Annotated in this window: 11 protein-coding genes; 7 read left to right on the forward strand and 4 right to left on the reverse strand. The window is 65.2% G+C overall.

The window, feature by feature from the left end; genetic code table 11:
• Positions 1-21: 21 nt before the first annotated feature.
• Both V7066_RS12850 and V7066_RS12855 read right to left on the reverse strand, forming a co-directional pair.
• Positions 22-504 (reverse strand): nucleotide synthetase, encoded by a 483-nt coding sequence (locus tag V7066_RS12850; protein WP_334183436.1) that lies wholly within the window; start codon positions 502-504, stop codon positions 22-24.
• 5 nt (positions 505-509) lie between these two features.
• Positions 510-2096: a toll/interleukin-1 receptor domain-containing protein gene (locus V7066_RS12855; protein ID WP_334183437.1), complete on the reverse strand. Its 1587-nt coding sequence runs from the start codon at positions 2094-2096 to the stop codon at positions 510-512.
• A 251-nt stretch (positions 2097-2347) separates the two neighbouring features.
• Here V7066_RS12855 and V7066_RS12860 point away from each other — a divergent pair, with 251 nt between their 5' ends.
• From V7066_RS12860 to V7066_RS12875, 4 genes are all read left to right on the forward strand, one after another.
• Positions 2348-3319: a GAF domain-containing protein gene (locus V7066_RS12860; RefSeq protein ID WP_334183438.1), complete on the forward strand. Its 972-nt coding sequence runs from the start codon at positions 2348-2350 to the stop codon at positions 3317-3319.
• A 328-nt stretch (positions 3320-3647) separates the two neighbouring features.
• Positions 3648-5168 (forward strand): aldehyde dehydrogenase, encoded by a 1521-nt coding sequence (gene adh, locus V7066_RS12865; RefSeq protein WP_334183439.1) that lies wholly within the window; start codon positions 3648-3650, stop codon positions 5166-5168.
• Positions 5169-5256: 88 nt separating this feature from the next.
• Complete coding sequence (gene adhP / locus V7066_RS12870) at positions 5257-6288, forward strand: alcohol dehydrogenase AdhP (protein ID WP_334183440.1); 1032 nt, start codon at positions 5257-5259, stop codon at positions 6286-6288.
• An 18-nt stretch (positions 6289-6306) separates the two neighbouring features.
• Positions 6307-6687, forward strand: a complete 381-nt coding sequence (locus V7066_RS12875) for a DUF779 domain-containing protein (RefSeq protein WP_334183441.1) — start codon at positions 6307-6309, stop codon at positions 6685-6687.
• Positions 6688-6935: 248 nt separating this feature from the next.
• Here the strand turns inward: V7066_RS12875 and V7066_RS12880 are convergent, their stop codons facing one another.
• Positions 6936-10097, reverse strand: coding sequence for a glycoside hydrolase family 2 TIM barrel-domain containing protein (locus V7066_RS12880; RefSeq protein ID WP_334183442.1), 3162 nt, complete (start codon positions 10095-10097; stop codon positions 6936-6938).
• Positions 10098-10221: 124 nt separating this feature from the next.
• Here V7066_RS12880 and V7066_RS12885 point away from each other — a divergent pair, with 124 nt between their 5' ends.
• The 3 genes from V7066_RS12885 (at position 10222) to ubiM (ending at position 13486) form a co-directional block, all read left to right on the forward strand.
• Positions 10222-10482, forward strand: a complete 261-nt coding sequence (locus V7066_RS12885; protein ID WP_334183443.1) for a DUF6356 family protein — start codon at positions 10222-10224, stop codon at positions 10480-10482.
• A 222-nt stretch (positions 10483-10704) separates the two neighbouring features.
• Positions 10705-12246 (forward strand): MDR family MFS transporter, encoded by a 1542-nt coding sequence (locus V7066_RS12890; protein ID WP_334183444.1) that lies wholly within the window; start codon positions 10705-10707, stop codon positions 12244-12246.
• Between the two features lie 70 nt (positions 12247-12316).
• Positions 12317-13486, forward strand: a complete 1170-nt coding sequence (gene ubiM, locus V7066_RS12895) for a 5-demethoxyubiquinol-8 5-hydroxylase UbiM (protein ID WP_334183445.1) — start codon at positions 12317-12319, stop codon at positions 13484-13486.
• A gap of 178 nt (positions 13487-13664) precedes the next feature.
• Here the strand turns inward: ubiM and V7066_RS12900 are convergent, their stop codons facing one another.
• Positions 13665-14264, reverse strand: coding sequence for a biliverdin-producing heme oxygenase (locus V7066_RS12900; protein WP_334183446.1), 600 nt, complete (start codon positions 14262-14264; stop codon positions 13665-13667).
• Between the last annotated feature and the right edge of the window lie 47 nt (positions 14265-14311).

Genomic DNA, 14311 nt, shown 5'->3' on the forward strand with positions numbered 1-14311 from the left:
CTCCAGACGCGAATTCGGGCTTCAGAACTTGTTCGGCGGCGGGTTCTTGATGTCGGGATCGATCGTCAGGCCGATCCACTTGGGATCGCAGCGAGTGCCCTGCAACAGGTCCACGTTGATGTTGAAACGATGCTTCGTGCCCAGCTTGCCGCCCTGATTGTAGCGCGCCTGGAAGGTAACCGTCTTGTAGCGATCCAGATCCTCATCGTAATTGCTGTATTCGAGAGCGCCATAATAGGAAGACAGCGCTTCCTTGGTGGTGATCGCGTCCCACTCCTTCGAGAAGTAGAGCTGCTCGCCGACCAGTTCGACCTCGACCTTGGTGTTGCAGGTGATCGGGATGTAGTCCACGTCCTCGCCAACGACGCCGTAGGTCAAAGATATCTTGCCATCGCAATCGACTTCCAGCGTCACCTTGAACGGGATCACTTCGGCATCGTCCGAAAGTCCCAGTTCGATGGACGGCGACAAGCCGTATTGGGTATAATTAAGCGTAGACATCATTCACCTCAATCTTCGAACGGCCGTGCCAGTTTGCTCTGCCACATCCGCCAATCGTTGTTTTCCGGATCGGATTCGATGAGCCGGGCGACGTCGCGCCGGGCTTCCTCTCTCATGCGACGGGCCTGCGCCTTGTCGCCGAGACTATAGAGCAATTGCGAGTTCGAATAGCGCGCCAGCATCCAGTCCTGCTGGTAAGTCACGTTCTTCGGATCTTCCTTGATGAGCCGCTGGATGATCGCGGCCTGCTGCGCGCGTTCCTGCAGGGCTTCGGCATCGCGGCCCTGCGCGCGCAAGGCATCGGCCATCCAGGCATGACGGTTGGCGATGTCGGCATCGACGCTGCGGTCCTTCGGCGCCAGCCGGGCGACCCGCTCCATCGTGTGGAGTGCATTACCGCATTCGGCAAGCTGGTCCGGCGGCCCCTTGCGGGTCACAGCAATGGTGCAAATGTTGCCCTCGGCATAGGCGAGTTCCCGCCAGTAGGCCTGATTGTCGGGCACCAGACGGACCAGGTGTTCGGCCAGCGCACGATAGGCGATGAAGCGCGGCAGCGCCTTTTCATGGCGTCCGGCAATGAAATCCACGTAGCCAAGCCAGAATTCGCTCTGGGCATGGGCAAAAATGCGCGGGGCATCGCCGGGAGCGGCCGCCAGCAGCGTGCCGGTGACGCGATGCGCCTCTGCGAACTTGGCCACGGCACCGGCATAGTCGCCGCGCTTGTGATCGTCCTCGCCCATGGCATGGAGAATGCGGGCACGGCGCTCCAGCGATTCGACCGGCAACGCGTTCAGGTCGGACTGGTCGGCGTAGTAGTCGAGCGCCCGCTCGTTCACGGATCGCAGCACATCCAGACGGCCGACGCCTTCCAGCCTCTGTCTGAGGTCCGTCAACATGAACTCGATCAACCCTTCGGCCTGCCGTCTCTGGTGCTCGGCTTCCATCTGCGCACGCAACGCAAAGATCAGCATCAGGGCCATCGATAGAGTAAGCAGGACGGTAAGAAGCGTGATCGCGATCACGCGGCGCAATTGCCGCTGCGCATCGCGCTGGATGATCTGGTCGAGCGCGATTCCGGTCAGCCCGGCGACGATCTTCAGGCGGGCGAGTTTCGGACCGTCGTGATCGGCGCGGAAATCCGCCGCGATCGGCTCGTGGGTAACGCCTTTGGCATCGGGGCCGACCAGCGAGGCGGGGAAGCTCTCCTCCGGCTCGCCTTCCAGCAATGCGGCGATCACCGGCCGGTCTGGATGGAGGCTGCGGAACAGCTCGATCTCGGCATCGACCCAGCGCGAATTCCTCGCTGCGGGCGAGCAGAGCACCAGCAGGACATCGGACTGTGACAGCGCCTGCCGTACTTCCTGGTCGAGGCTGGAGGCTGCCGGTAGCTCGGCACGGTCGCGGAAGATCGGCGTCAACCGCCGCGGTACGACGCCAGAGCGGGTAACGGTGCCTACCAGGCGCGCAGGGATGCGATAGGATTCCAGCCAGCGATGCAGCTTGCCGGCGAAACGCTCGTCGACATGGCTATAGCTCAGGAACGCGCGGTAACGGCGCGTTTCCTCGATCCCGACGATGTCCTCTTCCGCCGTCATCGGCGACCAACGACCATCTGCTAACGCCCCTGACGCACTCTTGCGGTTTCGATAGCGGCGCAAAGCCCGTTCACCGCCCCGAACGCCCGCCGTGCTTCACCCCTACCAGATGCGCAATCGAGCGCAACGCCCGAAAAGCGCGGCGAATTTCGGTGCGGTTGCCGGGCGCCTTTCCCACGACGGGACGGGTAAGAAAGCGCGTGTTTGACTTCACCCATCTTTCAGGGTGATCTTCCACCGCAGGAGATGTGATGAGTCGGAACGGCAACAGCGCAGGTTTGCGCCACATCGATGTGGTCATGGACGCGGTGCGCTCGCCGAGCAGCGCCGGGTTCTCCTCGGTCACGGCTTCGTGGTGCCGCTCGCTGCTGCACCATGGCCTCGATCCCGGCACCGGCGCCAAGCGCGCACGCGTCGATTTTTCCACCCTCGGTCATCACCGTGCCGAGCACCAAACCCTCCTCGCCGTCGCCGCGCCCGTACTCGACCAGATGTTCCGCTCGGTCGGACGGTCCGGCTGCGGCGTGATTCTCAGCGATCCGACCGGGATCGTCCTCGATCGCCGCGTCAGCGACGGCGATGCCCCCGAATTCGACGCGGTCGGCCTGGTCGAGGGCGGGCGCTGGAGCGAGGCCGAGGAAGGCACCAACGGCATCGGCACCTGCCTGTTCGAGGATCAGCCGGTCGTCATCCATCGCGACCAGCACTTCGCCAGCCGCAATGTCGGCATAAGCTGCATGGATGCTCCGCTCCACGATCCCTTCGGGCGGCTAGCGGGTGCGCTCGACGTGTCGAGCTACCGGCAAGACCATGGACCCGCCATGGCCGAACTGGTCTCCGCCCTCGTGCGCGATGCGGCACGGCGGATCGAGCGCGACTATTTCTGCCAGCACTTCGCCGGATCTCGCATCGTGTTCCTGGCCGACGATCCGGTCCACGGCACCGCCCTGCTCGCAACCGACCGCGACGATCTCGTCATCGGCGCCAGCCGGGGTGCACGCACCCGGCTGCGGCTGACAGACGACCTTCTTGCCCGGCCTCGTCCGCTCGATCAGGTGCTGGGTGCCGATTCCCCAGGCCCATCCTTCGAGGACAGCGACCGCAGCGTGCTCCGGCAGGCGCTGGCACAGGCGGGCGGCAATGCCAGCGAGGCCGCACGTATCCTCGGCGTCGGCCGGGCGACGCTCTATCGCCGCATGGCCAAGGCAGGCCTTTCGCGCTGATTCATCCCCGTTCCGGGGAGGGGGACCACCCGCAGGGTGGTGGAGGGGCACGGGCAGTTTACGCAAAATCTTTCGGGAACTCCTGCGGTTCGTTGCCGCCATTTTACGCGCCCTCGCATCTCTTCCGCAGACCTCGCCTAAGCCGCCTGTGCCCCTCCACCATGCTTCGCATGGTCCCCCTCCCCCGCTGGGGGAGGAAAACTGTCTCGCGGGTGAGACAACGGGGGGTAACCAGCCCTTGTCTCGGGCTTCCGCAATCCATTCCAGTGCGCAACACTCCTCTTCGACGAGACGCCAGATCAGGCGCCGCAAGAGAGGATAGACTTCCGTGGACGCACCTGTTCAGGACCGGACCGTACTCCAGGCCCCCTTCGCCGCCCGCTACGACAACTTCATCGGCGGCGCCTGGGTCGCACCGAAGGCCGGGCGCTATTTCGACAACACCTCACCGATCACCGGCAAGGTCGTCGGCCAGATCGCCCGCTCCGACGCTTCCGACATCGAGGCCGCGCTCGACGCCGCCCATGCCGCCAAGGACGCCTGGGGCAAGGCCTCGGTGGCCGAACGCTCGCGCGTGCTCAATCTCATCGCCGACCGCATGGAGGAGAACCTCGAACGCCTCGCCACCGCCGAAACCTGGGACAACGGCAAACCGATCCGCGAGACCCTGGCCGCCGACGTCCCGCTCGCCATCGACCACTTCCGCTACTACGCAGGCGTGATCCGCGCGCAGGAAGGCTCGATCAGCGAGATCGACCAGGACACGGTAGCCTATCATTTCCATGAGCCGCTGGGCGTCGTCGGCCAGATCATTCCCTGGAACTTCCCGCTGCTGATGGCCGCCTGGAAGCTTGCCCCGGCGCTGGCGGCAGGCAATTGCGTGGTGCTCAAGCCCGCCGAGCAGACCCCCGCCTCGATCATGGTCTGGGCCGAGATCGTCGGCGACCTGCTCCCTCCCGGCACGCTCAACATCGTCAACGGCTTCGGCCTCGAAGCGGGCAAGCCGCTCGCCTCGTCGAGCCGCATCGCCAAGATCGCCTTCACCGGCGAGACGACGACCGGCCGCCTCATCATGCAATATGCCAGCGAGAACCTGATCCCGGTCACGCTGGAACTCGGCGGCAAGTCGCCCAACATCTTCTTCGAAGACGTGGCCGAAAAGGACGACGAGTTCTTCGACAAGGCGATCGAGGGCTTCGTGATGTTTGCGCTCAACCAAGGCGAAGTCTGCACCTGCCCCAGCCGCGCGCTGATCCAGGAGAGCATCTACGAGCGCTTCATGGAGCGGGCGCTCCAGCGCGTCGCCGCCATCGTCCAGGGCAATCCGCTCGATCCCGCGACGATGATCGGGGCGCAGGCCTCCTCCGAGCAGCGTGAGAAAATCCTCTCTTACTTCGACATCGGCCGCCAGGAAGGCGCCGAAATCCTGATCGGCGGCGAGGCGGCCGAACTCGAAGGCGAACTCTCCGGCGGCTATTACGTCAAGCCGACCGTGTTCAAGGGCCACAACAAGATGCGGATCTTCCAGGAGGAGATCTTCGGCCCGGTCGTCTCCGTCACCACCTTCAAGGACGCCGACGAGGCGCTCTCGATTGCCAACGACACGCTCTACGGCCTCGGCGCCGGCGTGTGGAGCCGCGATGCCAATACCTGCTATCGCTTCGGCCGCGAGATCAAGGCCGGGCGCGTCTGGACCAACTGCTATCACGCCTATCCGGCCCATGCGGCGTTCGGTGGCTACAAGCAGTCCGGCATCGGGCGCGAGACGCACAAGATGATGCTGGACCACTACCAACAGACCAAGAACATGCTGGTCAGCTACAGCCCCAAGAAGCTCGGATTCTTCTGAGCTTCGTCCCCGGCGCGCCCCGCTCCGCTCTCTCCCGTAAGCGGGGCGCGCCCTCCTCATCCCGACCATCCCTGAGAGGAATGTTGCAATGGCCAAGACCATGAAGGCTGCCGTCGTGCGTGAATTCGGCAAGCCGCTGACCATCGACGAAGTGCCGGTTCCCGAAGTCGGCCCCGGCCAGATCCAGGTGGCGATCCAGGCCTCCGGCGTCTGCCACACCGACCTCCACGCCGCCGAGGGCGACTGGCCGGTCAAGCCCAATCCGCCGTTCATTCCGGGCCACGAGGGCGTGGGCTATGTCAGCCAGGTCGGCGCGGGCGTCACCCATGTCAAGGAAGGCGACCGCGTGGGCGTGCCCTGGCTCTACAGCGCCTGCGGCCACTGCGTGCACTGCCTCGGCGGGTGGGAAACGCTTTGCGAGACGCAGGAGAACACCGGATATTCGGTCAACGGCGGGTTTGCCGACTACGTGATCGCCGATCCCAATTACGTCGGCCACTTGCCCGGCAATATCAGCTTCACCGAGATTGCGCCGGTACTCTGCGCGGGCGTCACGGTCTACAAGGGCCTGAAGATGACCGACACCAAGCCCGGCGACTATGTGGCGATCAGCGGCATCGGCGGGCTTGGCCACATGGCGGTGCAATATGCCGTCGCCATGGGCCTGAACGTCGCGGCCATCGACATCGACGATGCCAAGCTCGACCTTGCCCGCAGGCTTGGCGCGACGATCACCGTCAACGCCCGCAACGAAGATCCGGCCACGATCATCAAGCGCGAGACCGGCGGCGGGGTCAACGGCGCGCTGGTGACGGCGGTGAGCGAAAAGGCCTTCGCGCAGGCGGTCGGCGTGGTCGCGCGCGGCGGCACCGTGGCGCTCAACGGCTTGCCGCCGGGCGATTTCCCGCTCAACATCTTCGGCATGGTGCTGAACGGCATCACCGTGCGCGGCTCGATCGTCGGCACCCGGCTCGACTTGCAGGAATCGATCGATTTCGCCGCGCAAGGCAAGGTCAAGGCGACCGTCGAAACCGCGAAAATCGAGGACATCAATTCGATCTTCGAACGCATGCACAAGGGCCAGATCGAAGGGCGTATCGTCCTTGACATGACTAGCTAAGCAAGGAGGTTCGCCGGGGTGACGAATGAGGTAAAACGGGTCGCCGCCACCCCGGCGGCACTTGCCCTGATCGCGGAACTGACCGCCGAATACGGGCCGGTGCTGTTCCACCAGTCGGGCGGCTGCTGCGACGGCTCCTCGCCGATGTGCTATCCGCAGGGCGAGTTCCGCATCGGCGACGGCGACATCCTGCTGGGCCGGGTGGGCGGCGCGCCTGTCTATATCGGCCGCGCACAAGGCGAGGCCTGGGCGCATACCCAGTTGATCCTCGACGTCGTGCCCGGTCGGGGCGGCATGTTCAGCCTCGACAACGGCCGCGAGCAAAGGTTCCTGACGCGCGGCCGTGTCTTCAGCGAGGACGAATTGCGGTTGTTGGCAGAGGGATCGGGTTTGCCGTGAAGGGGCACCGCTCCCCCCTCCGCCAAACGCCCCGAACGCTCATCACTTTATCCTGAACACTCAACGTCATCCTGAACTTGTTTCAGGATCCATCATGCCTCCTGCCCCGCCGTCCGATCGACAATCCCCCATCGCCGCGCTCTTCCCGCAAGCGATCGGAGGAGGCCCAGCAATGGATCCTGAAACGAGTTCAGGATGACGGGTGAGGTAAACGGAAGGTATGCGTTGCCAACCGGCCTATCAAAACCTCAGCGGGCAGCCGCCGCGCCTATCGTGAACGAATACGTCAGTGGCTTGAGGGCGATACGATAGGGCATGTGCGCCCGGCCATCGAGGTTCCAGCCGGTATCGCCGCCGACGCCCGCCTGCGCCGCATCGATCAGCAGCGTGCCGTTGCCATGCGGACGGATGTCCGAGCTATGCGCCTGCGACGGCGGCTTGGTCGCCAGATCGGCATAGGGGAACGCCAGCGCATTCACCGAGAGCGGCTGGGCGCCGGTCACGCGCAGGCCGGTTTTGGGCCCCGTCTTGCCTCCGGTCAGTTCGATCCAGCGTACGTCCGTCTTGTTGCCGGACTCCTGCGGGCGGGCATAGTCGTGGAACTGATCCGCCAGCGCACCCTGCCACTGGGCGATCAGTCCGCCGGTCTTGCGGTCGGCATAAGTCTCCTGCGGTCCGCGCCCGAACCAGCGGACCTGATCGAGCATACCCGGCGTTTCGAAGGCCAGACCCACACGCAAGGGATCGGGAAGCGTGTCACGCAGCGGTTCGAAGTGGACGGTCACGCCCACGCTGCCGTCCGCCGCCATCGTCCAGCGCGTCTCGGTCTTCACCGAACCGACGCCCATGTCGTGATGGACGACGATGGCATTGCCGTCACGCTCGATCGCCTCGACGCGGCGGTGCTCGGAGAAATACTGCCACATGGCATGGCTCTTCGGCACGCCCGCGCCGAGGTCGTTATCGGTGGGCGCGCGCCAGAAGTTCGGCGCGCCGCCGGTCAGCAGCAGCTTGCCGCCCCGCTCGTAGCGCGTGACGAGGCCGCTGGCCTTGTCGATCTCCAGCACGGCATCGCCCGATGCGAGGCGCAGGGTCGCGCCCGTCTCGCTCGGCGCGACAGCCCCCGCCGCTACCGGCACCACGGCAGGCGCGGAGAGTTCGAACTGCTCCCAGCCGACGACATGCCCGGCAGGCTGCGTCGGCACCGCACCCGCCTTGGCGCGAGCGCGCAGCACGAGGATGCGCTCGGCCGCCGGGTCCTTGGCCGCCGGAACCGGCACGGTCAGCGGCGCGGAAGCGCCCGCCGCCACGGCCGGCACCGTCAGGGCACCATGCGCCACATCCCTGCCGTTCTCCATCACCGTCCAGTCGAGCGTGAATCGCGAGAGGTCGATATGGTCGTGACGGTTGAGCACGCGGTAGCCGCCTGCCTCCTGCGTGAAGGCGATCGGCGACTGGACTTTGGCCAGCTCGTAATATTCCGGATCGGGCGTGCGGTCGGACTGGATCACGCCGTCGCCCACCGGGCTGTCATCGCCATGGACGCCCGGCGCCTTCGGATCGGGGTCGTAGTCGAGACCCTGCCCCCAGTAGGTGCGCCCGTCCTTGTCCTTCAGTTCCATCGTCTGGTCCACCCAGTCCCAGATGAAGCCGCCCTGGAGCTTGGGATAACTCCGCATGGTATCCCAGTAGCCCTGAAGATCGCCGAGACTGTTGCCCATCGAGTGCGCATATTCGCAAAGGATCAGCGGCTGGGTGAAGGCCGGGTCCTTGGCGTAGTCGATCATCTTCGGCACGTCGTCATACATCGGCGCGAAGATATCGACGTAGCTGTTGGTCGGGTGGCGCCAGTTGCTCATGCTCCAGCCGAGGAAATTGATGAGGCGCGTGGGATCGTTCTCCCGCACCCACTTGCCCGCCGCCTCGAAATTGGTGCCGATGCCGGTCTCGTTGCCCAGCGACCAGAAGATGATCGAGGGGTGATTGCGGTCGCGCCGGACCATCCGCTCGACGCGGTCGAGATGCGCCGCCTTCCACTTGGGATCATTGCCCAGGAGGTATTTGGGATCGTTACCGTGTTCCTGCGAAAGGCTGAGATAGCCGTGGCTCTCGATATTGGCCTCGTCCATGACGTAGAGGCCATATTCGTCGGCGAGATCGTACCAGCGCGGATCGTTGGGATAATGCGAGGTGCGCACGGCGTTGACGTTGGCCGCCTTCATCAGTTCGATGTCGCGGCGCATCGTTTCTTCGGAGATGACGTGGAAGGTCTTGGGATCGTGCTCGTGGCGGTTGACGCCGCGGATCATCACCCGCTTGCCGTTCACGCGCACTTCGCCGCCCGCGATTTCCACCATGCGGAAACCGATGCGGCGGCTGGTCGCCTCGACCAGCTGGCCCTTGTCGTCGAGCAGTTCGACCAGCAGCGTATAGAGCTGCGGATCTTCGGCGGACCATGTGCGTATGGCGGGAATGGAGGCCGCCAGCGATACCGCGCCGCCTGCCGCAGCCCCCTCTCGCGTTAGGATCTCACGCTTGCCATCGAGCACGGTCGCCCGCACCCGCATGGCGGCGGGCTGGCCACCGAGATCGACCTTCAGTGCAAGCTTGCCGTCGCGGTAATCGTTCTCCAATCCGGCATCGACGGTCAGGTCGCGGATATGCGTTGCCGGCGCGGCGTAGAGCGTCACGCTGCGCTCGATGCCGTTGACGCGCCAAAAGTCCTGATCCTCCAGATAGCTGCCGTCGGCGAAGCGGTAGAGTTCGATGGCGACGGTGTTCTTGCCTGCATGGGCATAGCGCGTCACGTCGAACTCGGCGGGCAGCTTGGAGTCCTCGGAATAGCCCACGCGCTGGCCGTTGACCCAGATGTAATAGGCCGCGCCCGCCGCGCCGACCGTCAGCAGCAGCTTGCGCCCCGACCAACTGGCAGGAACCGTGAAATCGCGGCGGTAGGAGCCGACTTCGTTGAGGCTGTGATCGATCCACGGCTGGTTGCGCGGGAACGGATAGCCGCTGCCGACGAAGACCGGGCGCCCGTGTCCCTCGGCCTGGAGAATGCCGGGCACTTTCATCGTGCCCCAGCCGCTCACGTCGAAGTCGGGCTTGAAGAAATCGGCCGGACGGCTTTCCGGGGTGGGGGAGAGATGGAACTTCCACGCCCCGTCCAGCGAGAGATGATAGCGCGATTTCGCGACATCGCGGGACAGGGCACCGGCGCGGGTCTCGAACCCGTCGAACGTCGTGTGCATCGGCTCGGCGCCCTGGCGCAGGACTTCCGGCTGCTCCCATTCGGCCGGAGCGCTCTCGGCCTGCGCGGGCGCCGACAGAAGAAGACCGGCTACAAGACCGCCAATCGCGCAGCTACCCAGAAATTGTCGCACCCGTTCAAGCCCCTTGCCGATGGGCATCGTGCCGCATCCATTTTCAAATATCGTATACTTGCGAGCCGAGATTGCAACGGCCTTCCCCTGCGATGTATCCCGTCCCTTGTCGTTCACCCGGATCCATGCGGGTGAAGCTCTGGAGAATCCCGTGTTCCGCAAACTGTTCGTCGATCATCCTCGCACCGTGAACGAGACCTACGGCGAGCACTGGTTCGTTGCCAATCGCTTCGGCGTGCTGATGATCCTCGCGGGACTGGGTGCGATCGTCCACGGCTTCATTCCGGGCCTGATGGTGCGGACCGGCAGCAACATGATCCGCAAGCTGCATGGCGAGATGAGCAGCCGTCAGCCGCGCGTTCCGGCAGCTGCACCACCACGCGGCGAGTGGCAGCTCGAATACGAAATCTGAACGTCACTGCGCGTTTTTTGCAACCGCATCTTGCGTTAAATCGGGCCCAAGCGGCCGTTTTCGGCGGACCCGCGGGTTTCATTTTCGCGGGATTTCGCCTATATCGTCCTCCGTCGGCACGCCCGCATGACAGATGGACGGCCTTCTGACGGAGGGGATTGTTTCAGTCCCGCGAATTCGAAAGTTGCCCATGTCATCCCCTCTCCCCAGCACGCAGGCCCCATGCTGAGGCCGCGCCGTCGCGGCATGGCTTCGGTCAATGCGGAAGTTCGCGACGGCATCGTCCCCGCCGCCGGTTCCCTCGCCAAGACGCACGACGAAGGACCGCCGGTATCGGGGGCCAACTACCGGCTGGTGGCGCTCATCATCGCCTCGGCCCTCTTCATGGAATTCGTGGACGCAACGGTGCTCGCCACCGCCCTGCCCACCATGGCGCGCGATTTCGGCGTCCGCCCGCAGGAGATGAGCGTCGCGCTGACCTCCTATCTTCTGGCGCTGGCGATCTTCATTCCCGCCTCGGGCATGATCGCCGACCGCTTCGGATCGCGGACCGTGTTCCGCACCGCGATCCTGCTCTTCGTGCTCGGCAGCCTGGCCTGCGGCCAGTCGCTTTCGCTGGAGATGATGGTCATCTCGCGCTTCCTCCAGGGCATAGGCGGCGCAATGATGATCCCGGTCGGGCGGCTCGTGCTGCTGCGCTCGGTGGCCAAGCAGGACATGGTCAATGCGATGTCCTGGCTGCTGGTGCCCGCCCTGATCGGCCCGATCATCGGCCCCCCGCTCGGCGGCCTGATCGTGACCTATCTCGACTGGCGCTGGATCTTCTACATCAACCTGCCGATGGGCATCTTGGGCTTCTACCTGGTCGGTCGCTTCATCGCCAATATCCGCGAGGATGACCCCGGCCGCTTCGACACGCCCGGCTTCGTGCTGAGCGGGTTGTCGCTCGGCTGCCTGCTCTTCGGCTTCGAGATGGTGAGCCGCCCCGGCGAGGGCGCCACGGCCTCCGTGCTGATCCTGATCGGCCTCGCGACCGGCCTGTTCTACATACTCCACGCCCGCAGGCGCGAGAACAAGGGCGAGAGCGCGATCCTCGACCTCTCGCTCATGCGCGACGATACCTTCCGCCTCTCCGTCATCGCCGGTTCGATCACGCGTATCACCCAGGGCGCGCAGCCGTTCCTGCTGCCGCTGATGATGCAGGTGGGCTTCGGCTTCTCCGCCGCGCGCAGCGGTACGATCACGGTCGCGACGGCGATCGGCTCGCTCGCCATGAAGAGCTTCGCCCCGCGCGTGCTCCGCCGCTTCGGCTTCCGCCGCGCCCTGATCTGGAACGGGGTCATCGCCACGGCGGGCTATGCGATCTGCGGCCTGTTCAATCCGAGCTGGCCGGTCTGGACGATGTTCTGCGTGCTGGCGCTGTCCGGCTTTTTCATGTCGTTCCAGTTCACCGCCTACAACACCATCGCCTACGACGGCATCGACAAGAAGCAGATGAGCCGCGCCACGGCCTTCTACTCGACGTTCCAGCAGCTCATGCTCTCGCTGGGCATCTGCGTGGCGGCGATGGCGCTCCATCTGGCGATGCAGGCGGGCGGCCACGAGGCACCGACGCTCACCGACTTCTCGATCGCCTTCTGGGTGGTGACGACCCTCTCGCTGACCGCCACGTTCTGGAACCTGCGCTTCGCGCCGGATGCCGGATCGGAGATCAGCGGCCACGCCCCTGCCGAGGACGACGAGGCGCGAAAGGAAGCCGCCTGAATTGACGCGGATCATGGCGCCTGGCGAAACGGGCGCTCATGATCGCGCCACGATGATGGAACGACCGACAATGACGCATGACGTTGCCATAGTGGGCGCAGGCCCGGCCGGACTGGCCTTGGCCGCCTCGCTGGCCGGATCGGGGCTGCGTGTCGCGGTGATCGAGCGCCAGCCTGCCGCCGTGCTCGCCGCCCCGCCGGTGGACGGACGAGAGATCGCGCTCACCCTCCGATCGGTACGCGAACTTCAGGCTCTGGGCGCCTGGGACCACATTCCCGCAGAAGGCACCGCACCCTTGCAGGAAGCCCGGGTGCTGAACGGCGGCTCGCCGTTCGCACTGGCTTTCGGAACGGGGGCAAGCGGTGAGGAACAGCTTGGCCATCTCGTTTCCAACCACCTGATCCGCCGCGCGCTGTTCGAAGTCGTGGCGGCAATACCCGAGGTCGAGATCCTTGCAGGCCGTTCGGTTTCCGCCCTCCATCACGACAACCGAGGTGTGAACATTGCGCTCGACGGCGGCGCAAACCTGAAAGCCCGCCTGCTGGTGGGCGCGGACTCGCGCTTCTCCTGGGTCCGCGAACAGCTCGGCATCGGCGCCGAAATAAACCGGCTCGGCCGCTCCATGCTCGTCTGCCGGGTCGAGCACGAAGGCGATCACCAAGGCGTGGCGACCGAATGGTTCGACCATGGCCAGACGATCGCGATGCTGCCGCTGAACGGCCGCCGCTCCTCCGCCGTCCTGACCTTGCCGAGCGAGGATATCGACCGGCTCGCGGCCCTCGATACGCAGGCGCTGGGTGCCGAACTCACGCGCCGCTACGAGGGACGGCTGGGCCGGATGACCCTCGTGGACAAGGCGCATGTCTATCCGCTGGCCACCACTTACGCCCGCCACTTCGCGGCCCGGCGCGCGGCGCTGATCGGCGATGCGGCGGTGGGCATGCACCCGGTGACGGCGCACGGTTTCAATCTCGGGCTGGCGAGTGCCCGGCTGCTGGGCAAGCTGGTCTCGGATGCGGTTCGGCATGGCGGCGACATCGGCGCCTCCCTGCTCCTGCGCCGCTACGAAGCGACCCACCGCCTGGCCAGCCGCCCGATCTACACGGCCACGAACATGATCGTCGGCCTCTATACGACCGAACATCCAGCTGCACGCGCGGCCCGTCACGCCGGGCTGCGGGCGGCGGCGAGGCTGCCTTTCGTTTCGCGGAGCGTCAGCCGCATGCTGATGCAGCCTTAGGGTCCATGGATGACCACAACCCTGCCGCGTCCACTCGTCATCCTGAACTTGTTTCAGGATCCATCTCGCCGAACAAGCTGCCGCTGATGGCCAGACATGGATCCTGAAACAAGTTCAGGATGACGTTGGCTTTTTAAGCTATTTTGCGTTTAAAAGCGCGGCAAGTTTCCCCTTCACCTCACCCGTAATGCTGCTCCACCAGCGCATGAACTCGGCGGAAGGCGGCGTTGGCACCGTCGATCACGCGCATCTCTTCCGCCTCGTCCAGCGCAACCTGATCGAGCGCGCCGGTGAACGTGCGCCAGTGCTGCGCGCGGCCGTCCGGATGTCCGGCGAGATGGCGCGCGCCGTGGTTCTCGTCGAGACCCAGCGCGCGGGCCATCTTGAACAGGAACGCCGCGCCGAGGTTCGAACCTTCCGCGACATAGAGCCAGCCGAGCGCGGTCGGCACGTCGATCTCCCCGGCAATGAAGCGGGGCAATTCGGTCGGTTCGGACTGGGTCAGCGACAGATCCGCCATGTCCTGGCCGATCTCGTCGAACCGCCGACGCCCGGCGAGATCCGGCACCAGCGCGGCCAGCTGCGCATCGCCATAAAGCGCATCGATATCGCGGTGGAACGCACGCTGCACTGCCAGGAAGCGACCGTAATTCGCAACCGCGGCGAAAGGCTCGCCCGCCATGATGCGCTTGTCGAGCCGGTCGTGGGTTTCCGTGGTGGCAGCCTTTAGACGCTTCGCGCGGCCGGTTTCCGCCGGGGTCTGAAGTGTCGTATCCATGGGTATTCCTTCTTCGGTTGCATCGCGTGGGAAGCCGGGACGGCGAA

This window comes from Novosphingobium sp. (assembly GCF_036820275.1).
Lineage (GTDB): Bacteria > Pseudomonadota > Alphaproteobacteria > Sphingomonadales > Sphingomonadaceae > Novosphingobium.

What these genes read in the sequence shown, in the direction of transcription:
- V7066_RS12860 (WP_334183438.1), top strand. Translation starts at nt 2,348, where the DNA reads ATGAGTCGGAACGGCAACAGCGCAGGTTTGCGCCACATCGATGTGGTC.
- V7066_RS12850 (WP_334183436.1), bottom strand. Translation starts at nt 504, where the DNA reads ATGATGTCTACGCTTAATTATACCCAATACGGCTTGTCGCCGTCCATC.
- V7066_RS12890 (WP_334183444.1), top strand. Translation starts at nt 10,705, where the DNA reads ATGCTGAGGCCGCGCCGTCGCGGCATGGCTTCGGTCAATGCGGAAGTT.
- ubiM (WP_334183445.1), top strand. Translation starts at nt 12,317, where the DNA reads ATGACGCATGACGTTGCCATAGTGGGCGCAGGCCCGGCCGGACTGGCC.
- V7066_RS12900 (WP_334183446.1), bottom strand. Translation starts at nt 14,264, where the DNA reads ATGGATACGACACTTCAGACCCCGGCGGAAACCGGCCGCGCGAAGCGT.
- V7066_RS12880 (WP_334183442.1), bottom strand. Translation starts at nt 10,097, where the DNA reads ATGCCCATCGGCAAGGGGCTTGAACGGGTGCGACAATTTCTGGGTAGC.
- adhP (WP_334183440.1), top strand. Translation starts at nt 5,257, where the DNA reads ATGGCCAAGACCATGAAGGCTGCCGTCGTGCGTGAATTCGGCAAGCCG.
- V7066_RS12855 (WP_334183437.1), bottom strand. Translation starts at nt 2,096, where the DNA reads ATGACGGCGGAAGAGGACATCGTCGGGATCGAGGAAACGCGCCGTTAC.